Here is a 21,498-nt window from a genome sequence, read left to right as displayed (position 1 = left end):
TTTCCGCTCATGTTACTGCTCATACTTATCACCCTGCTCTGGGCCTTTTCCTTCAGTCTGATCGGCGTCTATCTCGCCGGCCAGGTGGACAGCTATTTTTCCGTGCTCACCCGGGTGCTGCTGGCCACCCTGGTATTCCTGCCGTTTCTCAACTGGCGCACTCCCAAGCGCACCGCGCTCACGCTGATGGCTATTGGCGCCGTGCAGCTGGGGCTGATGTACCTGTTTTACTACCAGTCGTTCCTGTTGCTCAGCGTGCCCGAGGTACTACTGTTCACGATTTTCACCCCGGTATACATCACGCTGATCTACGACCTGCTGGCGCGCCGCTTATCATGGTGGAACCTGCTGGTGGCCGCCATTGCCGTTATCGGCGCCGCCATCATCCGCTGGGACAACCTGAGCGGCGACTACTGGAAAGGCTTTTTTGTCGTGCAGGGCGCCAACCTGTGCTTCGCCACCGGACAGGTCGCCTACAGGCAGTTTATGCAATCCTCCCACGCGCGCAGTGAATCCCTGCCGCCGCGGCAGACTTTCGGCTGGTTTTTTATCGGTGCCAGTATTGTGGCCAGCATTGCCTGGCTGATGCTCGGCAGCCCCAAATATCCGGCGAATTTCACCCAGTGGGGGGTGCTGGTGTGGCTCGGCGCGGTGGCCTCCGGGCTCGGCTATTTTCTGTGGAACAAGGGTGCCACCCAGGTTTCCCCGGGCACCCTGGCGGCGATGAACAACGCGCTGATTCCCGCGGGACTGCTGGTGAACCTGCTGATCTGGAATCGCGACGCCGACTTGCCGCGCCTCGCCGTCGGCGGCGCTATTATCGTCGCCGCAGTGTTGCTGAGCGAGCGACACGCGCGCGCACAATCTTCGCCATAAGGTACGCCGCAAATTCACGCCAGGGTCGGCTGCTATAATTTCTGCCGGATCACGCGCCCGCACACGCCGCTCACAAGGAATGTGGTTTATGGACGCAGCGGATAAACCTCGCAGCGATGTTTCGGAATGAGCCGTGCGGCACTGCACCCCGAATTTTCCCGCCCACTAAGCGCGCTGATGTTGGCGAGCGCGGTGGCCTGTGCACCCCTGGGACCCGATTTTCGCGAACCGGATTTGGCCTGGCTGTCGGCCTGGCAGCCGGACCTGTACGGCCAGATCTATCAGGACCCGAATTCATCTGAATTAAGCCGATGGTGGCAACGCCTCGGCGATCCACGGCTGAATACGCTCATCGATCTGGCACGCCGCGAGAACCCCAGTCTGCAGATCGCCGGCCTGCGCATTCTTGAAAGTCGCGCGGCACTCGGTATCGCCGTCGGCCGCAAATATCCGCAGCTGCAGCAGATCGACGGCAGCGGCGCCTATGTCTCCGAGTATCTGCACGGCGGCTCGGACGACGATCACCGGGATTACCGCACCGGCAATCTCGCGTTCAATATCCAGTGGGAAATGGATTTCTGGGGGCGTTTCCGCCGCGGTATTGAATCTGCCGACGCGAGCTTTTTCGCCTCAATCGCCAACCAGCGGGACGGCCAGGTGCTGCTCGCCGCGGAAGTCGCCAGTCTCTACTACGGCTACAAGACCACCCTGCAACGTATCGACATTGCCCAGCACAATATCGCGCTGCAGGAGCGCAATGTGGAGATCACCCGCAAGCTGTTCGAGAGCGGGCAGGAATCCGAGCTGGACCTGCAGCAGGCGCGCACCCAGTACCTGGCGACGCTAGCTACGATACCCACACTGAAACTGACCCTGAGCCTGCAGCGCAATGCCCTGTGTGCACTGCTCGCGCGCGCGCCCGGAGACCTGCCGGAATTGGCCAGCGTCGACGACAGCCTGCCGGAAATCGGACAGGTCCCGCTGCAACAGGCCCCGGTGAATCTGCTGCTCAGGCGCCCGGATGTGCGCACCGCGGCGTGGGAGGCGGCGGCACAGTCCGCCCAGGTCGGTGTGGCGATCACCGATCTCTACCCCGCCATCTCGCTGTTCGGCACCATCGGCTGGGCCGGCACCAGCCTCGACCCGCTGCCGGATATATCCACCCTAGCGGCGGGCCCGGCGCTGCGCTGGAATATTTTCAGTTACGGGCGTATCGAGAATAACGTGCGCGTGCAGGACGCGCGCCTGCAGCAGCGCCTGGAAATCTTCCGCGCGACGGTACTACAAGCCGCGCGGGAAATAGATGATGCCGCCAGTCGCATCGTCCAGACCCGCGCCCGTCAGGGCATTCTCGACGAATCCCTGAGCTCGGCGCAGCGCTCGCTGACGATCGCCAACCGCCGCTATCAGGAGGGTTATTCCGACTTCCAGCGGGTGCTCGACGCACAGGGCGCGGTGTTCGCCCAGTCCGATCTCGTGGTGGTCAATCGCGGCGACCATGTTGCTGCCATTATTACACTGTACAAATCCCTCGGCGGCGGCTGGCGCGAAGCCACCGTCGACGACCTGATCCCCGCAGATACCCGCTACCGGATGCTGGAGCGGGTGGACTGGGGAGATTTACTGGACGAACCGATCCCCGCGAGAGCAGTGCCGTAATGCACGGGCGAGAACCGGCCCCAGACAACCAGCAAAGCCTGGACGAAATTGCCGCGGCACAGGCCGCTGGCACCGCCGCGCCTGCATCGCAAAAAAACGAGCCGGAAGATCCGGCCAGGTCCGTTGGGCGCGGCGTGAAAATACTGCTCGCTCTGATCCTCACCTCCCTGTGCCTGTACCTGCTCGCCGACCGCTTCACCCCCTATACCTCGCAGGCGCGGGTGCAGGGCTATGTAGTGGGCGTTGCCCCCAAGGTCGCCGGTGTTGTCACCAATGTGTGGATCGGCAATAACCAGCTGGTAAAACAGGGTGAAAAGCTGTTTGCCATCGACCGCGCCAAATACGAACTGGCATTGCAGAGCGCGCGCGCCAATCTCGACAATACTTGGCAGCAGATCGCCGCCGGGGACGCCGCGGTAGAACAGGCGCGTGCCAATCAGCGCGCGGCGGAGGCCGGCAGACTGGAAGCACAGCAGGACTACACCCGCCTTAAGCGGCTGCGCGACGAAGATCCCGGCACCATTTCCGTGCGCCGCCTGGAAATCTCCCGCGCCCATCTGGAACAGGCCCGCGCCCAGGTCGCCTCCGCGGAGGCCGCCATCCAGCAGGCCATAGAACAGAAAGGTGGCGACTCCGAGCGCAACAACTCCCTGCTCAAGGTAGCGCAGGCTGCAGTGGACCAGGCGCAACTGGATCTCACCAACACCACCGTGGTTGCACAGACCGACGGCGTCATCACCGACCTGCGTGCAGAAGTTGGTCGCTATGCCGGCGCAGGCAGTCCGGTACTGACCCTGATTTCCCGCGAGGATTTCTGGATCAGCGCGGATTACACCGAAAATAATCTGGGCCACCTGAAGCAGGGCACGCCGGTAGAAATCCTGCTGGACGCGCTACCGGGGCGGGTATTTGAAGGCCGGGTGCGGGACATAGGTGCCGGCGTCAACGCCGGCAGAACACCGGCGCCCGGGGATTTACCGGATGTGCAGAATAATCGCGACTGGCTGCGCCAGGCGCAGCGGTTTCCGGTGCGGGTGGAGTTTGCCTCACCGCCGCCACCGGAGGTGCTGAGCCAACTGCGTATGGGCGGTCAGGCCTCGGTGATCGCCTATACCGATGACCACCGAATTTTGCAATTGCTGGGCAAGCTGTATATCCGCGGAATGAGTTATCTGTCGTATGCCTACTGAGTTTTCCGGAGCGGAAATTTAATCACCCGCCGAGGGCTGATCGCGGGAGCGCAGCCTCCGGTAAAAACGCACCACCGCCTCCTCCGCCAGCAACATCACCACTACCACCACGATCAGCGTCAGCACCCCGTGCCAGGCGCCGAGAAAACGCACGTCACTGGCAAACACAAAGTTGATCGCTTCGAGGATGGCGAATTTGGAGCCGAACAGCACCAGCCAGGCACAGAAATAACGCAGGAATTTCGCTAACCCACCACGGCGCTGTTTAAAAAAGGCCGCCACCCTGTGCTCCACCGCGATGGTCAGTTTCAGCAGCAGCTGTAACAGCACCGCCGCACACAGGGATACCGCAAATGAACTGATGACCACCTTGCCCGAGTACTCGGCAAACAGATTCAGTACCACCAGATCCACCAGGATGCCGTTGTAGTAGAGCAAAAACAGTCGCTGCGCATTCGTGGGTTTTTGCGCCAGCTCCGCGCGCAGAAACGACAGGCCGGATTCCTTCATGGTGAACCTCACACTGGTCCGCGCTTTTTTTCGCGCTGCTATCGGCGCGCACCAACAACGGGGAAAAACTCTGCGCGGATTTATATCGGCGTTTGTACTTAGCTAATTTGTAATTAGCTAAAGAGTAGCTGTCGGACAAACTGCGCCGGTACAGGAGGCAGACCCAGGTCGTGATACACCACCTTTCCCACACCCAGACACCCATGCCACTGGCCGCGCGCCGCTGCTTTCGCCTCGCGTTCAGCACGGGCCTCGCGCTGGCGGCGAGCTATGGGCTGGGTATCGCTATTCCCTTCGTGGCACCGGTATTTGCGGTGTTGCTGGCGGCGGTACCGGCACCACCGCCGGGGTTGAGGGCGGCCTTCACACTTATGCTGTTTGTGGTGGTGGGACTGGGTATCGGCATGCTGTTGGGGCCGCTGCTGCAGCGGGCCCCCTTAACCTCACTCGCCGTCGTCGCGCTGGGCGTATTCATCAGTAACCGCATGGCCATTGGCGAAGGCAAGGCGCTGCCAGCAACCCTGCTGGCACTCGGCTTTACCGCAATCCCCGCGGCGCACACCGCGAGTGCCGATCTCGCCGCGGCGCTGGTGGAGGCGGTGACACTGGGCGTGGCCGCGGCGCTGGTCAGCCTGTGGCTGGTATACCCGCTGTTTCCGGAAAACGTGCTGTCCTCACAGCGGCCTTCAGGGGCAGCAGTGCCGGTCGCGGCACCATCGGCAACAGAGGTGCACTGGCTTTCTCTGCGCGCCACTCTGATCGTGCTGCCAGCGTTCGCCCTCACCCTCACCAACCCCACCACCAACCTGCCATTTCTGGTAAAGAGCATTCTGCTTGGGCGCGAGGCCAGTATGGCGCAGCTGCGGGGGGCAGGTATGACACTGGTCGGCTCGACCCTGTGCGGTGGCGTGTGTGCGGTGGCGGTTTGGTGGTGTCTCGGGTTCGCGGTGGAATTGTGGTTTTTTACCGGCTGGGTACTGCTGATAAGCCTGATACTGGCGGCCGGTGCCTTCCAGATATTCCGCAACCCGATGACACCTGGCTTCTGGCTCGGGAGCCTGATGAGTATGCTGATATTACTGGGTGCCGCGGTACAGGACAGCGCGCTCGGCAACGATGTATACCGGGCGTTCCTGATTCGCATGACGCTCTTTGTTCTGGTATCGCTTTATGCACTCTGCGCCATGTCCCTGCTGGATAGATTTCGGGAGAAGTTGCTTAAACGGAGGCTGCTGCGACCGGCCTCACGCTGAAGTCTATCCTTGCAGTATCTCCAAGCGAGGACGCAAACGTGTTCAACCTGCTGCTGGCGTTTATTCCGGTTACCATAGCCCTTGAGCATCTCGCTCCCGGCCAGCAACTGCTGGTGTTCGCGACCTCCGCGCTCGCCATCCTGCCGCTGGCGGGCTGGCTGGGGCGCGCCACCGAACATCTGGCCGAGCACGCGGGTGAGGGCGTCGGCGGTCTGTTGAATGCCACCTTCGGCAATGCGGCGGAGCTGATCATTGCCCTGGTGGCACTGAAAGCTGGCCTGCACGATGTGGTCAAGGCCTCCATCGCCGGTTCCATCATCGGCAATATCCTGCTGGTGCTCGGCGCCGCGATGCTCGCCGGAGGACTGCGCCACAGCGAGCAAAAATTCAGTGCCGAGGGCGCGCGCGCGCAGGCCACCATGCTGATGCTGGCGACCATCGCCCTGATCCTGCCCGCCGCCTATTCTGTTTCGATTGCAGAGCAGGTTCCGCGCGGACTCGGGTTTGTCAGTATTTCCATTTCCGTGTTGCTGCTGATTGTGTACGGACTGTTTCTTCTATTTTCGCTGGTGACACACCGGGCGCTGTTTACAGGTTCCGCGGAATTTGTACATGGCGAGGATCATCCCCCACCCTGGTCGGTAGCTAAGGCGCTGGCGGTGCTCGCGGTGGCCACGGTATTTATCGCCTGGATGAGCGAGATACTGGTGGGTGCGGTGGAACCCGCCGCACACGAGCTGGGACTCAGCAATATCTTTGTTGGGGTATTTATTGTCGCCGTGCTGGGAAATGCCGCGGAGCACGCGTCTGCGATCACCGTGGCGATGAAAAATCGCATGGACCTGTCGCTGTCGATTGCCATCGGCTCGGCGGTGCAGGTAGCGCTGTTTGTCGCTCCGCTGCTGGTGTTGCTGAGCCTGTTCATCGGTCCCAAGCCCATGAATCTTGCCTTTTCCGGCGGTCTGGTTCTGAGCATGCTGTTGGCGGTACTGATCACCGGACAGATCGCCGGCAATGGCCGCTCTGACTGGCTCAAAGGTGTGCAGCTGCTTACGGTCTATTTGATTCTGGCAATAACCTATTTCGTGATTCCGGATCAGATGGCCGATTGATGCTGCTGTCACTGTTACTCGGAACAGCCATCACTTCGCTGTGCCTGGTGCTGCAGAGTTTGGCGTTGGTCGCTGCATTGCGTTATTTCATTCGCAGAGCCAATCATCTTCACGCGACATTTTTACATGCGGAAAAGGTAATAATCGGACTGCTTGTTATCCTGATTTTTGGCAGCCTTGGCCAGATTGGCATCTGGGCGCTGCTCTTTTTTATCCTGGGCGAATTCGACAACCTGAAAACCGCCTTCTATCACTCCGCCGTCAACTTCGCTACGCTGGGCTACGGCGATGTGGTGATGTCACAGCAACACCGCCTGCTAGGTCCTCTGGAAGCCATCAATGGTGCACTCATGATTGGCGTTTCGACCGCTGCTCTGGCCAGAGCGTTCACAACCGCAATTCGTGAACAGGTTAATCCGAAAAGCAAACACGATCCGAATCGCTGGAAGTGACGATGTATCGACATCCTTTCCATGGTACAAACACTGACTTTGCCGTACATTTCTCCGCAGCATTTCACACAATAGGTGCACGGAAACACCGCAGTTTTTTAAGGATTTGAATCATGAATGCCCGCACGCTGCCCTCGTTGCAGCAACAGCTGCAGCAGCTGATCGCCAGTCCCAGTGTCAGCGCTACCAATCCAAAACTCGACATGGGCAACCGCGGTGTCATCGACCTGCTGGCAGCGTGGCTGGATACCCTGGGCTTTGAAGTACAGATCATGCCCATCGAGGGTCAGCCCCACAAAGCCAACCTGATTGCCACACTGGGCCGCGGTGACGGCGGGCTGGTGTTTGCCGGCCACACCGATACCGTTCCCTACGATGACAATCGCTGGCAGTCGGATCCGTTCAAGCTCAGCGAGCGCGACAACCGTTTTTACGGTCTCGGCAGCACGGACATGAAGGGATTTTTTCCCATCGCCATCGAAGCCGCAAAAGCCTTTGTCGACAAATCGCTGCGGCAGCCACTGATCATTCTCGCCACCGCCGATGAGGAAACCTCCATGGCCGGCGCCCGCGCACTGGTAAAAGCCGGCATTCCCAAAGCCCGTTACGCGGTCATCGGCGAACCCACCGGACTCAAACCCATCCGCATGCATAAGGGCATGATGATGCATGCGCTGCGTATCACTGGCCAGGCGGGCCACTCGTCGAATCCCGCCTACGGCGCCAGCGCACTGGAAGCCATGCACGGCGCCATGGGGGAAATTCTCAAACTGCGCAGCGAGTGGCAAGAGCGCTACCAGAACCCCGGTTTCGCCGTGCAGGTGCCGACACTCAACCTCGGCTGTATACACGGCGGCGACAACCCCAACCGCATCTGTGGCCACACCGAATTGCAATTCGACCTGCGCCCGCTGCCGGGGATGCCCATGCAAGAACTGCGTGGCGAGCTACACCAGCGGCTGAAAAACTCTATTCATGGCGAAAAGATCTCCTTCGAGCTGGAACCCCTGATCGGCGATGTGGAGGCCTATGAAGAGCCGGCGCAGTCGGAGCTCGTCAAGGTTGCGGAAAAACTGACCGGACACAGCGCGGAAAGTGTGGCCTTTGCCACCGAAGCCCCCTTTCTGCAGAAACTCGGGATGCAGACCATTGTGCTCGGCCCGGGTGATATCGACCAGGCGCACCAACCGGACGAATTTTTGGGGCTGGAGCGGATTGATCCGATGGTGGAAATTCTCAGGGGATTGATTGGACGGTTTTGCCTCTGACGATGGTAGGAGCCTGCACGCGCCCCGATCCACCCCGCAGAAAATGCGGTATATTGTGCCGCTAACGAATTCACCTGCTGAAGCGAAACGATCGTGAATACCGAAAACACCACCCTCAACTGGTTCCGTAACGCCGCGCCCTATATCAATGACCTGCGCGGACGAACCCTGGTGGTTGCCATTCCCGGCGAAGGGTTTGAGCATGAAAATTTCCGCAATCTGGTGCACGACCTCACGCTGTTGATCAGCCTGGGCGTGCGCCTGGTACTCGTGCACGGCGCCCGAGCGCAGGTGAATCGCGCGCTGGAAAGCGCCGGTATCGAAAACCGTTTTCACGGCAATACCCGCATTACTGACCGGGATACGCTCGAAGTGATCAAGGCCACGGTGGGAAAATTGCGCTTCGAAATCGAAGCCGCATTTTCCCAGGGATTGCCGGACTCCCCGATGGCGCGCTCCGCGCTCAAGGTGATTTCCGGGAACTTTGTCACCGCGCGCCCGGTAGGGGTAATCGACGGCACAGATATGCGCTGGACCGGACAGGTACGGCGCATGGAGGTGCAGGCCATAAGCCGCGCGCTGGAGGGGAACTCCCTTGTATTACTGTCACCCTTCGGCACTTCGCTGACCGGCGAACTGTTCAACCTGAATTATCTGGACCTCGCCGCAGAAGCCGCGAAGGCGCTCAACGCAGAAAAGCTGATTCTGTTTCGCGATCTGCCACAGCTGGAGCTGGACGGTGAACCGGTGTACGACCTGAGTATTCATCAGGCCGAGGAAGTGGCGGATACCGTAGACAGTGAAACCCTGCGCTGCGCCATCACTGCGTGTAATTTCGGCACCCAGCGAGTGCACCTGCTGAGCTATGCAGATAACGGCGCAATATTGCAGGAGCTGCTCAGCCGCGAAGGTGTGGGCACCATGATTTATCGCGACAGCTATGAGGTGATCCGGCGTGCACGCATCAATGATGTAGGCGGTATTCTTGGGCTGATCCGTCCACTGGAAAAACAGGGCATCCTGGTGCGCCGCTCGCGGGAAAAACTGGAGGCTGAGATCGACCATTTCACCCTGGTCGAAGTGGACGGTACCCCCGTTGCCTGTGCAGCGCTCTACCCGATCCTCGACGATCAGGGGGACACCATCGCTGCAGAAATCGCCTGCGTTGCCATACACCCGGAGTTTCGCGGCGGCGGCCGTGGAGCCAAGTTGTTGCAGCATCTGGAGCGGCAGGCAAGGGCCCTGGAGTTGGCAGAGATTTATGTGCTCACCACCCAGACCGAACACTGGTTTATCGAGCGAGGCTTCTCCCAGGTGGATGTATCAACGCTTCCCGCCAGTCGTAAATCCCTGTACAACATCCAGCGCAATTCTCGCGTTTTACGCAAGAGCCTGCTTACGCAATAGAGTTGCGAGTAAATGGGTGCAAGACGGACAGTTCTTGCGCCCGTTCAGGCCAGAAATAGGAACCGCGCAAAAATTTTTTCATTTTGCTAACCTGTCGCGCTCTCGGGCATCTCCGTGCCCGGCCTGCTCGTCAGGCCTATCGTCCAATTAACACCACGTTTAAGAACCGCTATGCCTCAGTACCGCTCACGCACTTCCACCGCTGGCCGCAATATGGCCGGCGCCCGCGCCCTGTGGCGCGCCACCGGCATGAAGGACGACGACTTCCACAAACCGATCATCGCCGTGGCCAACTCCTTCACCCAGTTCGTGCCCGGGCACGTGCACCTGAAAGACATGGGCCAGCTGGTGGCGCGGGAGATCGAGAAGGCCGGCGGTGTGGCGAAGGAGTTCAACACCATCGCGGTGGACGACGGCATCGCCATGGGCCATGACGGTATGCTCTATAGCCTGCCCAGCCGCGAAATCATCGCCGATTCAGTGGAATACATGGTGAACGCCCACTGCGCCGACGCGCTGGTATGTATTTCCAACTGCGACAAAATCACCCCCGGAATGCTGATGGCAGCACTGCGCCTGAATATTCCGGTGATCTTTGTTTCCGGCGGCCCCATGGAAGCGGGCAAGACCAAGCTCGCAGACCACAAGCTGGACCTGGTAGATGCCATGGTGATCGCCGCCACTGACGATGCCTCCGACGAACAGGTAGCAGAATACGAGCGCTCCGCCTGTCCCACGTGCGGCTCCTGCTCCGGTATGTTCACCGCCAACTCCATGAACTGCCTGACCGAAGCACTGGGTCTGTCACTGCCGGGCAACGGCACCATGCTCGCCACCCACGCAGATCGCGAGCAGTTATTCCTGCGCGCGGGCCGCGAGATCGTTGCACTCGCCAAGCGCTATTACGACGAAGACGATCTCTCGGCGCTGCCGCGCTCCATTGCCAGCCGCGGCGCCTTCTGCAATGCCATGGCACTGGATATTGCCATGGGGGGGTCCACCAACACCATTCTGCACCTCCTCGCTGCAGCCCAGGAAGGCGAAGTGGACTTTACCCTCGCTGATATCGACCGCCTGTCACGCAAAATCCCGCAGCTGTGCAAGGTGGCGCCGAATACCCAGAAATACCATATCGAGGACGTACACCGTGCCGGTGGCGTGATGTCGATTCTCGGTGAACTGGAAGCCGGTGGCCTGTTCGATGCCAGCCTGCCCACGGTGCACAGCCGCACCTTCCGTGAGGCGCTGGAGGAGTGGGACATCCGTCGCACCGACAATCCCGAAGTGCACAAGTTTTTCCGCGCCGGCCCCGCGGGTATTCCCACCCAGCAGGCGTTCAGCCAGGACTGTCGCTGGAACAATCTCGATGGCGACCGCGAGCAAGGATGTATCCGCTCGGTAGAACACGCCTACTCCGCCGAGGGCGGCCTCGCAGTACTGTTCGGCAATCTCGCGCCGGACGGATGCGTAGTGAAAACTTCAGGAGTGGAAGAGGAACTGTGGAAGTTCGAGGGCCCGGCGCATATCGTCGAGAGTCAGGAAGACGCGGTATCCAATATCCTCGAGGGTAAGGTGAAGGAAGGTGAGGCCGTCATCGTGCGCTACGAGGGCCCCAAGGGCGGCCCCGGCATGCAGGAAATGCTTTACCCCACCAGCTATCTGAAATCCAAGGGACTGGGCAAATCCTGCGCACTGATCACCGATGGCCGTTTCTCCGGCGGCACTTCCGGCCTCTCCATTGGCCACGTGTCTCCGGAAGCAGCGGGCGGTGGCAATATTGGTCTGGTGCAGGATGGCGATCTGGTGCGTATCGACATCCCCAATCGTCTGATCGAAGTGGATATTCCGGAGGCGGAACTGCACCGTCGCCGCGAGGCCATGAACCACAAGGGCGCCGATGGCTGGAAACCGACCAAACCGCGCCCGCGCAAGGTCAGCAAGGCACTCAAGGCATACGCCCTGCTTGCCACCAGCGCCGACAGGGGTGCGGTGCGAGAAATCGACTGACATCCACGTAACACGCGTTCCGGTTGATGTACCGAAAACGATAAAAATAGCGGGCACAACGCCCGCTATTTTTAATTGCTCCTTTCCAATGTTCTTACTTCTTACTTGGCCAGCTTGAAGACAATGCGGTTACGCACGCCGTGTTTCTCCACCGGTTGCCCCTCCGACATTGGTGGCCGGTACTTGAAGCGCTCCACTGCATTCAGCGCCGAGCGGTCGAACAGATCCGTGGGGGCACCAGCGCTATCGAAGCCGCCGACCACCCTTGGGTTTTTCACACTGCCGTTTTTGCTGATCGTAAACTCCACCACCACATAGCCTTCCATACCCTGCGCCAACGCCCTGCGTGGATAACGGGGGGCCGGTTTGTATATGGGAAGGGGATCGGCGTTGATGATGGTCGGGTCGAATTTCTTTTTCGTAACCACGGGAGGATCAAAGCTGGTGGAAATTTTTCCCGGATCTACCACTTGCTCCGTTGTTGTAGGCTGGATCTGCGGCGGAAGTTCCTGGGGTTTAGGTACCTGTTCCGATGTATATACCGTTGGCTTCACATCCGGCATATGAATCGGTGCTATTGCGGGGCTTGGTTCAACCGGTGGCGCACCGTAATCGGTGGCAATCAGTTGGGTCATACCGAGCAGCAACAGCCCGGTGACTCCCAAGGCAAAACTGCCACTGCGCGCCAGCTGACCAAGCCTGATAGATGGGGAAAATGGCGGGTCTGTCAGTTGATAAATACGACTGCTGAGAAAAGCCTGCTCCATAACACCTCTCCTTTTTTATTTTCAGGTGTTGATTGGTCGCACCGGCGCACACTGAGATGGCGGTGCGGTGGAAAAAGCTGATCAGCTACTTTCAGTATTTAGTTGATTCTGGCGAAAATGCAAATAATTCCCGTTTATTTTTATGGCGACACCAAATATTGCCGGCGAAACAGACATATTGCAGGGAAAACATACAAAAAAAGGCCGCACAATGTGCGGCCTTGAATGCTCCGAAGAAAAGTTACGGCTTACATTGCCAGTTGCTTTTCCCGTTCTTGCTCATTTTTTACGAAGGTAATCCACTGTTCAGCAAACTTCTTCGAGCGGTCATCGTCCAGAGCCTTTTTGAAGTACTTCAGTGAATCGTCATACTTCTTCAGGTTGGCGCTGGCCATACCCAAGGTTAGGTAGAGCTGATCTGGACGCTTGATGTCGCCCTTCTTCAGCGCCTTGCTACCCATATCGACGGCTTCTTTGTTCTTGTCCAGGTCCAGGTAAATACCCGACAGACGAGAGTAGAGGTCGCCCTTATCAGACATACTTGCAGCAGCTTCCAGCTCAGGAATCGACTTCTGCAGCTCCTGAGCCATCTGGTAAGCCTGAGCCAGGGTTTCCAGATTCTTGGAGTTGCGCGGGATCTTCTTCTCGCTGATGCCCTTATCGATCACTTTCGCGGCCTTGTACGGCATTTCAGCACCCATAAAGAGATAAGCCATGTTCAACAGCTCTTTCTCTTTTTGCAGGGCGCCTGCGATGTAGGCAGCTTCCATCATGTGAAGCATATCGTCTTCACGCTTCAGCTCGCCGTACATACCTGCCAGCTGCTTGTAGTACTCCCCTTTCGGGTAGTGCTTCACCAGCTTCTCAAGAACATTGGTGACCTTGCTGTAGTCGTTTTTCTCGTAGTAGAGGAAACGCTGCAGGCCGAACCAGTTTTCCTTGGGTACCTTGCCTTCTTTTTCGTACATGGACACGGCCTGATTGATATCGGCCAGTGCCTTGTCGTTGTCACCCAGCTGGTAGTAAGCCTGGGAGCGCAGGGCGTAGGAGTCCGCATTTACCTTGTCGGATACCTTGAACCAGCGATTCAGGTAGTTCACCGCTTCCTTGTAGTCTTCGGTAACGAAGTACAGCTGGGCGATGGTCAACAAGGTGCCTACTTCCAGCGCTACCGGCAGGTTTTCTTCACCCTGCTGCAGTACTTGCTTGTAGTAGGAAATGGCTTGCGGATACTTATCCATGCTGTAGTAAACGAAGCCGTAGAAGTAGTACATCTGTGCGGCTTCGTAGCCGTTCAGTTTGTCCTTGCCAGCTTCCATTTCCCGCAGCGCGGCCAGTGCTTCCTGCCATTTCTGGGCATCCGCAGCTTCCTGCGCTTTGCCGAGATATTTGAAGGCACTTTCACGCATCGCCGGTGTTTTACGGGTCTTCTGCTCGCTCTGGGCTTGTGCCTGGGCGAACGAAGCAGATACACCTGCTGCTTCCAATACGGTAACGCTGACTGCCGGTGCAAGGACCAGGGGCAGCGCTACGGACGTGCGCAGGACGAGTTTGGACAAGCCTTTCGTCACGGTCGTCATAATCATATGCGTCCCCTATTAGTTCTTGGCCAGGTTGAAGCTGATCTTGGTTTTTACACCAGGCACTTCAATCGGCTCGCCGTCAACAACCCGCGGCTTGTACTTGTACTTCAACGCAGACTTGACCGCCGCACTGTTGAAGATGGTGGTGGGGTTACCGTCGAGGGTAAATGCTTCTACCACGCGCGGATCCCGTACCGAACCGTTCTTGGTCACCGTGTATTCCACGATCACCCAGCCTTCGATACCACGCTGCAGAGCGCGACGCGGATACTGCGGCTGAACCTTCACGATGGGCAGGTAGTCACCTTCAGAGGCGAAACCACCAATACCCGTTACGTTCAGGTCGGCGTTGGCAGCAGGGGCAGACATGTTCAGGGCATTGTCTACGTCCGGCTGGTCAAACTCCGGCTCCGGCATATCGGGCGGCGGCTGCTCGGGCTCGTCGGGTTTGTCCGGCTTGCTGGTATCGTATTGTGTTTCGATCTTCGTTTCCGGCATTACGATATCCGCCACCCTGATAGGCTCTTCCTCATCGGGAGCCTTCATGTTGGCTTCAATCAGCGCATGCATGGTGAAGATCAGGGCAATGGTGGTGACTACTGCCAGCGCACCCGCCCCTACTAGTCTTACCGGGTTCATAGCTGTTAACTCTTCTCTGTAGCGACCGACACTTTATCGATTCCGATCTTCCTGGCCGCATCCGCGATCAGGGCAACCTTCTCGATACTCGCCTTTTTATCGGGCTGAATTACCAACCACCCTTTCGGGTTTTCCGCGTAGAGTCGTTCCAGGGTGTTTTTCACCAGGCGGTCATCTACCTTCTCTTTGGCAATCCAGATTTCGTTGTTGTCGTTAATCGCTACCAGAATCGAGGCGGCTTTGAGATCAGCGGTTGTCGCTTCCGGCTTGATTACATCGACACCCGGCTCCTTGATAAAGGTCGCAGTGACGATGAAGAAGATCAGCATGATGAACACCACGTCCAGCATGGGCGTGAGGTCAATCGCTTGTCCTTCTTCTTCCGCCGTATTCTGTTTTCTGCTCATTGCAACTCTCTCTAGCGAAATGCTAATAGCGAGATTCGGCCCTGAGGAACCTCCATCGCACTGTGGAGATGGAAGCTCCCGTGTTGGCTAAACCTTCTCCGTCACCGTCGCGCCCTGTCGGCCACGTCGGCGACGCTGTTGTGGTGCCTTAGTGATCCATCGTCAGATGGTCTTCCAGCAGCTGGGTTTCACGCTCGGCAGTACGGGTGATATAGGTATTAGCAAATACCCCGGACAGTGCAGTCACCATACCGGCCATCGTCGGGATGGTGGCCATGGATACACCGCTGGCCATTTGCTTGGCATCACCACCGCCGGTAATCGCGAGAACTTCAAACACGTTGATCATGCCCCAAACGGTACCCAGCAGGCCGAACAACGGCGCCAGGGCTACACAGGTCTGGATCATGTCCATATTGCTCTGAATCTTCTCGGATACCCGGGAAATCAGCGCGTAGCGGATCTGGTGGGCACCCCAGGATTTGCGCTCGGGGCGCGCCTCCCAGGTGTCCACAGCGCCCTGAACATCACGCTTCAGGCCACCTTTGAAGTAAAAGAACCGCTCGAAAATCAACGTCCACATAAAGAAGGTCAGGCCGGCGATCAGAAGTAGTACTGGCCCGCCCGACGCCATAAAGGCGACAACGGCGGCCCATGCGTCATTCAATGCGTGCATGTTGCCGCCTCCTATTATTTACGCTCGGCGTTTTCTGCAACGATACCGGCACTCTGTTCGTCCAGGATGTGCAGGATACGCTTGGCACGGCCGTTCACGATGGTGTGCAGCAGTACAGTCGGGATAGCCACAACCAGACCCAGAACGGTGGTTACCAGTGCAGAGGAGATACCGCCAGCCATTGCTTTCGGATCACCGGCACCGAAGATGGTGATCGCCTGGAAGGTGATGATCATACCGGTAACGGTACCCAGCAGACCCAGCAGCGGGGCTACCATGGCGATGATCTTCAGCAGGTTCAGGCCGGATTCGATGGCCGGACGCTCTTTCAGCACCGCTTCTTCCATCTTCAGTTCCAGAGTCTCGCCGTCGACACCTTTGTTCTCTTCAGCCACAGCCAGAACACGACCCAGCGGGTTGTTGGTGTTCGGGGTGGTGGAGCGCAGCTGAGCGTTCACTTTGGCACCTACGCCAGAGAGAACAACCAGACGCCACAGAGCCAGCAGCAGAGCAATGGCACCAACAGCACTGATTACGTAACCCACGATGCCACCCTGATGCCAACGCTCGATGATGCTCGGGCTCGCAATCATGGCTTTCAGGTAAGAACCGCCGGTAGGACCAGTGGGGTCAATACCAACAGGGCTGAAACCGCTGGTAGATGCCTGCAGGTCAGCAGCCATGCTCAGGTACTTGCCGTCAGGCTGACGGATCAGTTCGGCCATTTTCTGGTTGTCGTTCATTTCCAGATACTTGCCGTTGGAAACCAGGTTGAAGTTACCAATACGTACCACTTCCTGCTCGGCCTGTTCGCCGTCGGGCAGGATCACGGTGCCGTTGAACTTAACAACTTTGCCGGATTCCACGGTTTCACGCTGCAGTTCGTACCACAGACGCTCGATTTCCTTGATAGTCGGCAGTTTGGTGGCGGAGTTCATTTTGTCGATCAGCTGATCCAGGAACTCGGCACGGCCAGGGTATTGAGCGGAAACCAGAGAGGTATCCAGGTTGGCGCGCAGGTCGCCAGCGGTAGAAGTCAGGTGGCCGAACAGCTCTTTCAGGGAGCCGAGACGGTCATCCAGCTGCTGACGCTTCTGCTGAACCAGCAGTTCCTGTTCTTCGTACTTCTTCTCCAGCGCCGCAGAGCGGGCTTCTTCAGAGGTACGGGTGTTTTCAGCCTGGGTCAGCAGACCAGCCTGATTGGCCTTCTGGCGACGGAAGTCTGCTTCACGCTTTTTGTGCTCGGCAGATTCTGCAACTTTGGAGTCCTGAACCATCTTCAGCAGTTGGTCCAGAGAGCTGGCTTTGTCCTGGGCCACAGCGGAAACGCTGATCAGACCCGCGGCAGCTACTGCCAGTACGCGTTTGGCGATAGAGGTTTTCATTGCGCAGCCTCCGGAGCCGGAATCGGCATAGTCATGATGTCGGTAGTGGCCTGTTTCTTGGCGATTTTCAGACCCTGCATGATGGCGCGACGGTATTCGCCATCGTCAATCTCAACCCAGGCTTTCTGAGCTTTGTCGTAAGCCAGGGAGATTTTGGAATCGGTGGTCTGAGCTACCAGGGCGATACGGCCGATCTGCAGCACGTTTACTTCGCGGTCCTGACCGTTCACGTTCAGGGTGTCGCCGTAGCTGTCGATCTTGCGCGCGTATTCCGCTTCGAAGTTGTACAGTTCCAGCACCTGACGGAATTTCTCCGCTACAGTGATATCGGAACGGTCCATATTGTTCTTAACACCTTCGAGATTGGACTTACGCTCGGCCAACTTGAAGGGGGCGTCCAGTTCGATGAACTGCTCCAGGCCATCCAGCATACGCAGGATCAGCGGCTGGATCTGACGCTCGATCACGGTTACCTGATCGATAGACTCATCGAGGTCCTTCATCACGGAGAGCTGGTTAGCCAGCTGTTTTTCGAGCTGACGGTTGTACACACGCAGACCGTCAATCTCTTTGTTCACAACCTTGAACTGCTGAAGCAGGTCGGAGGTTTCCTGAGCGATCTTGTCGATGCGCTTTTGAGATGCAGTTGCGGCAGCAGTTTTCTGCTCGCCGACCTTGAGCACGGTATCGATGGTATCCGCAGTGGCTACGCTACCGTACAGTGCGCCGGCAGACAGCGCAGTGGTCAGCGCCACAGCCATGAATCGCTTGGTTTTCATTAGACCCCCCAGTGGGTTCAATATTTCACAACATGGTCGCGATGAATTAGCTGCCACAACGCGGTAGTTTTTTGGTTTGAAGACAGCTAAGAGCCGCACATTGTAAACAGCCGAATTGATTATTCAAATGCCGAATGACCGAGTCGCCCTACCTGTGTCACAAGGTAACACCCGGGTAACACATCCCGGACCAATGCACACATTTGCGGCGGCTTACACTGTACAACAATTGACCAAAACTACCGAAAGGTTGCCTTTTGGTCAAATTGTTCTTTATTTATACCTGTCGTACTGAACTAAGCAGTAGCTATATTCGTCTTTGTCTGAGGCCGGGTAACAATCCCTACCGGCTTCCCGCCACTCGTCTCCGAGGGCCGGGAAGAAGGCGTCTCCTTCCACCTCAGCATCCACTTCGGTGATATACAAACGCCGTGCCAAGGGCATTGCCTGCCGGTAGATTTCTGCGCCACCAATGACCATCACCTCTTCCGCGCCATCGTGTTGCGCCAGCTGCTGCGCCAGTGCCAGCGCCTGCCCCAAAGATGACACGACGCGCACCCCATTGGTGCACCAGGCCGGATTTCGCGTAATAACGATGTTCTCCCGCCCCGGCAGCGGGCGTCCAATGGATTCGAAGGTCTTACGCCCCATGAGCACAGGCTTACCCAAAGTGGTGCGTTTGAAGAATTGCAGATCACCGGAAATTTTCCAAGGCAGGGTGTTCTCACGGCCGATGGCATTATTCCGCGCCATCGCCACGATCATCGCCAGGGGTATTTCCTGCGTAGTATCAGCCGCCATTACACCGCCACCGGTGCCGGAATATGCGGGTGGGCTTCATACCCCCTGAGTTCAAAATCTTCGAAGCGGAATCCAAACAGATCCTTCACTTCAGGATTCAGCAGCATCTGAGGCAGTGGCAGCGGCTGCCGCGACAGCTGCTCTTCAACCTGTTCCATGTGGTTGGAGTACAGATGGGCGTCACCGAAGGTGTGGATAAAGTCCCCCGGCTCGAGATCACACACCTGTGCCAGCATCAGGGTCAGCAGGCTGTAGGAGGCAATGTTGAAGGGCACACCGAGAAAGATGTCGGCACTGCGCTGGTACAGCTGGCAGGACAGTTTGCCGTCGGCCACATAGAACTGAAACAGGGCATGGCAGGGCGCCAGCGCCATCTTACCGGCGCGGGCATTGTCACTCGGTGACACCCCTTCATCCGGCAGGTCCGCCGGGTTCCATGCACTGACGATCAGGCGGCGGGAGTCCGGGCGGGTTTTAAGCTGCTGCACCAGATCCTTGATCTGGTCGATATGACGACCATCACTGGTAGGCCAAGAGCGCCACTGGTAACCGTAAACCGGCCCCAGGTCGCCCTCTTCCGTCGCCCACTCGTCCCAGATGCGCACGCCGTTTTCCTGCAGATAGGCGATGTTGGTATCGCCCTTCAGGAACCACAGCAACTCATGGATGATCGAGCGCAGGTGGCATTTTTTGGTGGTGATCAGCGGGAACCCCTCGGCCAGGTCAAACCGCATCTGATAACCAAACACGCTGCGGGTGCCGGTTCCTGTGCGATCGCTCTTGAGGGTGCCCTCATCGCGCACATGGCGCATAAGGTCCAGATACTGCTTCATTTATATAACCTGGCTATTTTCAATTTGGCTTCGCGTTTCAATTGGCTTCGCGCTTGGTGGTACCGTTTTTGGACTTGGCGGTGCTTTTAGCAGTAGGTGTTTCCTCACCCTGGCCACGCCCCTCCGGCAACGGCTGCGTGCGGTAGCTCCACACCAGCAGCGCAATACCGGCAACGATCATCGGCAGGCTCAGCAATTGTCCTCGAGTCAGCCATCCGAACATGACCTCGATACCGACGTCCGGCTGGCGCACGAATTCCACCACAAAGCGGAAGATGCCATACATCAGAACAAACATTCCGCCGACGGCCAGGCGCGGGCGCGGCTTGCTGGAAAAGATCCATAGCACCACAAACAGCACCAGCCCCTCAAGGAAGGCCTGATACAGCTGGGACGGGTGGCGTACCAACAGCTCTGGATCTTTCGGGAACACCATACCCCAGGGCACATCGGTTTCCCTACCCCACAGTTCCTGCCCGATAAAATTACCGATGCGACCAAGGCCTAGGCCGATGGGCACCAGCGGTGCGACGAAGTCGATCAACGCCGGGAAGGTGGTGCCGATCTTGCGTGCATACAGGGTTGCCGCCAGCATCACACCGATCAGTCCGCCATGGAAGCTCATACCCCCTTCCCACACCTTAAACAGGCTGAGTGGGTGCGCCACCAGTTCGCTGAAGTTGTAGAAGAACATGTAACCGAGACGGCCGCCGACGACGACACCGATGGCGCAGAACAGGATCAGGTCTTCTACTTCGGACTTGATCACCGGTGACCAGGGCTTCTGTGCCCGGCGCATGGCCAGCCACCAGGCGGCGGCAAAACCCGCCAGATACATCAATCCGTACCAGTGGACCTTCAACGGCCCTATGGCCACGGCAACAGGGTCAATCTCGGGGTAAGTCAGCATGCTCAAACCGCGGTTAGTGAAAGTGGGCGTTATTATGGTTGGAAACGCATTGCAATTTAAGCCCGGGATGGGAACCGAGAAAAAATTCCATGTGCCTGCTTTTGATCGCCTACCGCCAGCATCCCCGCTATCCGCTGATCCTGCTGGCAAACCGGGACGAATTCTACCAACGCCCCACGGCCCCCGCCGCGGTCTGGGACACACCGCCACTGCTGGCTGGGCGAGACCTGGCGGCGGGGGGCACCTGGCTGGGTGCCACCAACGGTGGCCGGATAGCGGCAGTCACCAATGTGCGCGAGCCCGGTGCCGCAGAGCCTCCAAATATGTTGTCGCGGGGTGAGATTCCGGTGGAGTTCCTTGCCTCCGGGTCCTCACCCCGGGCATTTTCCGCACAACTGCAGCTGAGCGGGGAGCGTTACCGGGGTTTCAATGCCCTGCTGTACGACCCGCAGGCAGAAGTCCCGCTGATCTGCGCCGGCAACCGCCACGCCCCCTTCCCCTTCACTTCCGGGATACACGGCATATCCAACGGTGCCGCAGATGCGCCCTGGCCCAAGGTCCGAAGCGGAAAGCTCAGACTGGCTAGTCTTATCCAGTCACTACCTGCAGCAGCACCTGCGGAGACGTTGCTGGCCCCCTCAATGGCACTGCTGCAGGACGCAACAACCCCTGCCGATTCCCAGTTGCCGGATACTGGTGTCGGGCGGCAACTGGAGCGCGCGCTGGCGCCGATATTTATCCACATCCCGCCCAATCAGGGATTCGCGCCTGAAACCGGCGGTTACGGTACCCGCGCCAGCACACTGGTCATGGTCGACGCCACAGGTGCGGTCAATTTCTGGGAGCAGCGCTATAACGATGGCCGGATTGACCGCGAAGCTGCGTATTTTTACCTCGCGCCACCACCGTACCCGCAGTAGCCCCCCTAACGACGCGATAATGTGAAATGTATTTGGCGCCAAGCAAATTTCGCATTTGTTGCCA

General features: G+C 58.3%; 21 protein-coding genes. 10 read left to right on the top strand and 11 right to left on the bottom strand.

All coding sequences use genetic code 11. The features are described from left to right. Positions 1–9 precede the first annotated feature (9 nt). From PVT68_RS14505 to PVT68_RS14495, 3 genes are all read left to right on the top strand, one after another. Positions 10–876 carry a carboxylate/amino acid/amine transporter gene (locus PVT68_RS14505; protein WP_280319232.1) on the top strand — a complete coding sequence of 289 codons (867 nt, stop codon included), beginning with the start codon at positions 10–12 and terminating at the stop codon, positions 874–876. A 126-nt stretch (positions 877–1,002) separates the two neighbouring features. After that, positions 1,003–2,535 carry a TolC family protein gene (locus PVT68_RS14500; RefSeq protein ID WP_280319230.1) on the top strand — a complete coding sequence of 511 codons (1,533 nt, stop codon included), beginning with the start codon at positions 1,003–1,005 and terminating at the stop codon, positions 2,533–2,535. Next, positions 2,535–3,725, top strand: coding sequence for an HlyD family secretion protein (locus PVT68_RS14495; protein WP_280319229.1), 1,191 nt, complete (start codon positions 2,535–2,537; stop codon positions 3,723–3,725). Before PVT68_RS14500 ends, PVT68_RS14495 begins: the two co-directional genes overlap by 1 nt. An 18-nt stretch (positions 3,726–3,743) precedes the next feature. On the opposite strand, the gene PVT68_RS14490 is transcribed toward PVT68_RS14495, so the two are convergent. Continuing rightward, positions 3,744–4,235, bottom strand: coding sequence for a hypothetical protein (locus PVT68_RS14490; protein ID WP_280319227.1), 492 nt, complete (start codon positions 4,233–4,235; stop codon positions 3,744–3,746). Positions 4,236–4,405: 170 nt separating this feature from the next. On the opposite strand from PVT68_RS14490, the gene PVT68_RS14485 reads away from it, so the two are divergent. From PVT68_RS14485 to ilvD, 6 genes are all read left to right on the top strand, one after another. After that, entirely contained in the window at positions 4,406–5,488 is a 1,083-nt protein-coding gene (locus PVT68_RS14485) for a DUF2955 domain-containing protein (protein ID WP_280319225.1), read from the top strand. Positions 5,489–5,526: 38 nt separating this feature from the next. After that, positions 5,527–6,600: a calcium/proton exchanger gene (cax, locus tag PVT68_RS14480; protein ID WP_280319223.1), complete on the top strand. Its 1,074-nt coding sequence runs from the start codon at positions 5,527–5,529 to the stop codon at positions 6,598–6,600. Next, positions 6,600–7,052, top strand: a complete 453-nt coding sequence (locus PVT68_RS14475) for a potassium channel family protein (RefSeq protein WP_280319221.1) — start codon at positions 6,600–6,602, stop codon at positions 7,050–7,052. Before cax ends, PVT68_RS14475 begins: the two co-directional genes overlap by 1 nt. Before the next feature lie 113 nt (positions 7,053–7,165). Next, the gene (argE, locus tag PVT68_RS14470) at positions 7,166–8,320 is read left to right on the top strand and encodes an acetylornithine deacetylase (protein ID WP_280319219.1); all 1,155 of its coding nucleotides are present in this window, start codon (positions 7,166–7,168) and stop codon (positions 8,318–8,320) included. A gap of 93 nt (positions 8,321–8,413) precedes the next feature. After that, the gene (gene argA, locus PVT68_RS14465; protein ID WP_280319217.1) at positions 8,414–9,727 is read left to right on the top strand and encodes an amino-acid N-acetyltransferase; all 1,314 of its coding nucleotides are present in this window, start codon (positions 8,414–8,416) and stop codon (positions 9,725–9,727) included. 171 nt (positions 9,728–9,898) lie between these two features. Beyond that, positions 9,899–11,734: a dihydroxy-acid dehydratase gene (ilvD, locus tag PVT68_RS14460; RefSeq protein ID WP_280319215.1), complete on the top strand. Its 1,836-nt coding sequence runs from the start codon at positions 9,899–9,901 to the stop codon at positions 11,732–11,734. A 101-nt stretch (positions 11,735–11,835) separates the two neighbouring features. Here ilvD and PVT68_RS14455 read toward each other — a convergent pair whose 3' ends face one another. From PVT68_RS14455 to lgt, 10 genes are all read right to left on the bottom strand, one after another. Then, positions 11,836–12,501, bottom strand: a complete 666-nt coding sequence (locus tag PVT68_RS14455) for an energy transducer TonB (RefSeq protein WP_280319214.1) — start codon at positions 12,499–12,501, stop codon at positions 11,836–11,838. A 248-nt stretch (positions 12,502–12,749) separates the two neighbouring features. Continuing rightward, positions 12,750–14,087 carry a tetratricopeptide repeat protein gene (locus PVT68_RS14450; RefSeq protein WP_280319211.1) on the bottom strand — a complete coding sequence of 446 codons (1,338 nt, stop codon included), beginning with the start codon at positions 14,085–14,087 and terminating at the stop codon, positions 12,750–12,752. Positions 14,088–14,099: 12 nt separating this feature from the next. After that, positions 14,100–14,723, bottom strand: a complete 624-nt coding sequence (locus PVT68_RS14445) for an energy transducer TonB (protein ID WP_280319209.1) — start codon at positions 14,721–14,723, stop codon at positions 14,100–14,102. A gap of 5 nt (positions 14,724–14,728) precedes the next feature. Then, positions 14,729–15,130: an ExbD/TolR family protein gene (locus tag PVT68_RS14440; protein WP_280319207.1), complete on the bottom strand. Its 402-nt coding sequence runs from the start codon at positions 15,128–15,130 to the stop codon at positions 14,729–14,731. Positions 15,131–15,278: 148 nt separating this feature from the next. Then, a complete protein-coding gene (locus PVT68_RS14435) occupies positions 15,279–15,806 on the bottom strand; it encodes a MotA/TolQ/ExbB proton channel family protein (protein WP_280319205.1) in 528 nt (175 codons plus the stop codon). Positions 15,807–15,820: 14 nt separating this feature from the next. Beyond that, on the bottom strand, positions 15,821–17,191 hold the full coding sequence (locus tag PVT68_RS14430; protein WP_280319203.1) for a MotA/TolQ/ExbB proton channel family protein: 1,371 nt from the start codon (positions 17,189–17,191) through the stop codon (positions 15,821–15,823). Beyond that, a complete protein-coding gene (locus tag PVT68_RS14425) occupies positions 17,188–17,970 on the bottom strand; it encodes a DUF3450 domain-containing protein (RefSeq protein ID WP_280319201.1) in 783 nt (260 codons plus the stop codon). The genes PVT68_RS14430 and PVT68_RS14425 overlap by 4 nt, the downstream gene beginning before the upstream one ends. A 273-nt stretch (positions 17,971–18,243) precedes the next feature. Further along, the gene (locus tag PVT68_RS14420) at positions 18,244–18,771 is read right to left on the bottom strand and encodes a dihydrofolate reductase (protein ID WP_280319199.1); all 528 of its coding nucleotides are present in this window, start codon (positions 18,769–18,771) and stop codon (positions 18,244–18,246) included. After that, a complete protein-coding gene (locus PVT68_RS14415) occupies positions 18,771–19,604 on the bottom strand; it encodes a thymidylate synthase (protein WP_280319198.1) in 834 nt (277 codons plus the stop codon). The genes PVT68_RS14420 and PVT68_RS14415 overlap by 1 nt, the downstream gene beginning before the upstream one ends. 37 nt (positions 19,605–19,641) lie before the next feature. Then, entirely contained in the window at positions 19,642–20,514 is an 873-nt protein-coding gene (gene lgt, locus PVT68_RS14410; RefSeq protein WP_280319196.1) for a prolipoprotein diacylglyceryl transferase, read from the bottom strand. An 89-nt stretch (positions 20,515–20,603) separates the two neighbouring features. Here lgt and PVT68_RS14405 point away from each other — a divergent pair, with 89 nt between their 5' ends. After that, on the top strand, positions 20,604–21,434 hold the full coding sequence (locus PVT68_RS14405; protein WP_280319194.1) for an NRDE family protein: 831 nt from the start codon (positions 20,604–20,606) through the stop codon (positions 21,432–21,434). The last annotated feature ends 64 nt before the right edge of the window (positions 21,435–21,498 follow it).

It is taken from the genome of Microbulbifer bruguierae, from assembly GCF_029869925.1.
Lineage (GTDB): Bacteria > Pseudomonadota > Gammaproteobacteria > Pseudomonadales > Cellvibrionaceae > Microbulbifer > Microbulbifer bruguierae.
Note: the sequence above shows the minus strand (reverse complement) of the source record. Positions and strands in the feature narration are given on the sequence as shown.

What these genes read in the sequence shown, in the direction of transcription:
- PVT68_RS14430 (WP_280319203.1), bottom strand. Translation starts at nt 17,191, where the DNA reads ATGAAAACCTCTATCGCCAAACGCGTACTGGCAGTAGCTGCCGCGGGT.
- PVT68_RS14455 (WP_280319214.1), bottom strand. Translation starts at nt 12,501, where the DNA reads ATGGAGCAGGCTTTTCTCAGCAGTCGTATTTATCAACTGACAGACCCG.
- ilvD (WP_280319215.1), top strand. Translation starts at nt 9,899, where the DNA reads ATGCCTCAGTACCGCTCACGCACTTCCACCGCTGGCCGCAATATGGCC.
- PVT68_RS14495 (WP_280319229.1), top strand. Translation starts at nt 2,535, where the DNA reads ATGCACGGGCGAGAACCGGCCCCAGACAACCAGCAAAGCCTGGACGAA.
- PVT68_RS14500 (WP_280319230.1), top strand. Translation starts at nt 1,003, where the DNA reads ATGAGCCGTGCGGCACTGCACCCCGAATTTTCCCGCCCACTAAGCGCG.
- PVT68_RS14475 (WP_280319221.1), top strand. Translation starts at nt 6,600, where the DNA reads ATGCTGCTGTCACTGTTACTCGGAACAGCCATCACTTCGCTGTGCCTG.
- PVT68_RS14415 (WP_280319198.1), bottom strand. Translation starts at nt 19,604, where the DNA reads ATGAAGCAGTATCTGGACCTTATGCGCCATGTGCGCGATGAGGGCACC.
- PVT68_RS14505 (WP_280319232.1), top strand. Translation starts at nt 10, where the DNA reads ATGTTACTGCTCATACTTATCACCCTGCTCTGGGCCTTTTCCTTCAGT.
- PVT68_RS14420 (WP_280319199.1), bottom strand. Translation starts at nt 18,771, where the DNA reads ATGGCGGCTGATACTACGCAGGAAATACCCCTGGCGATGATCGTGGCG.
- PVT68_RS14440 (WP_280319207.1), bottom strand. Translation starts at nt 15,130, where the DNA reads ATGAGCAGAAAACAGAATACGGCGGAAGAAGAAGGACAAGCGATTGAC.
- PVT68_RS14425 (WP_280319201.1), bottom strand. Translation starts at nt 17,970, where the DNA reads ATGAAAACCAAGCGATTCATGGCTGTGGCGCTGACCACTGCGCTGTCT.
- PVT68_RS14435 (WP_280319205.1), bottom strand. Translation starts at nt 15,806, where the DNA reads ATGCACGCATTGAATGACGCATGGGCCGCCGTTGTCGCCTTTATGGCG.
- PVT68_RS14445 (WP_280319209.1), bottom strand. Translation starts at nt 14,723, where the DNA reads ATGAACCCGGTAAGACTAGTAGGGGCGGGTGCGCTGGCAGTAGTCACC.
- PVT68_RS14450 (WP_280319211.1), bottom strand. Translation starts at nt 14,087, where the DNA reads ATGATTATGACGACCGTGACGAAAGGCTTGTCCAAACTCGTCCTGCGC.
- PVT68_RS14405 (WP_280319194.1), top strand. Translation starts at nt 20,604, where the DNA reads ATGTGCCTGCTTTTGATCGCCTACCGCCAGCATCCCCGCTATCCGCTG.
- lgt (WP_280319196.1), bottom strand. Translation starts at nt 20,514, where the DNA reads ATGCTGACTTACCCCGAGATTGACCCTGTTGCCGTGGCCATAGGGCCG.
- argE (WP_280319219.1), top strand. Translation starts at nt 7,166, where the DNA reads ATGAATGCCCGCACGCTGCCCTCGTTGCAGCAACAGCTGCAGCAGCTG.
- PVT68_RS14490 (WP_280319227.1), bottom strand. Translation starts at nt 4,235, where the DNA reads ATGAAGGAATCCGGCCTGTCGTTTCTGCGCGCGGAGCTGGCGCAAAAA.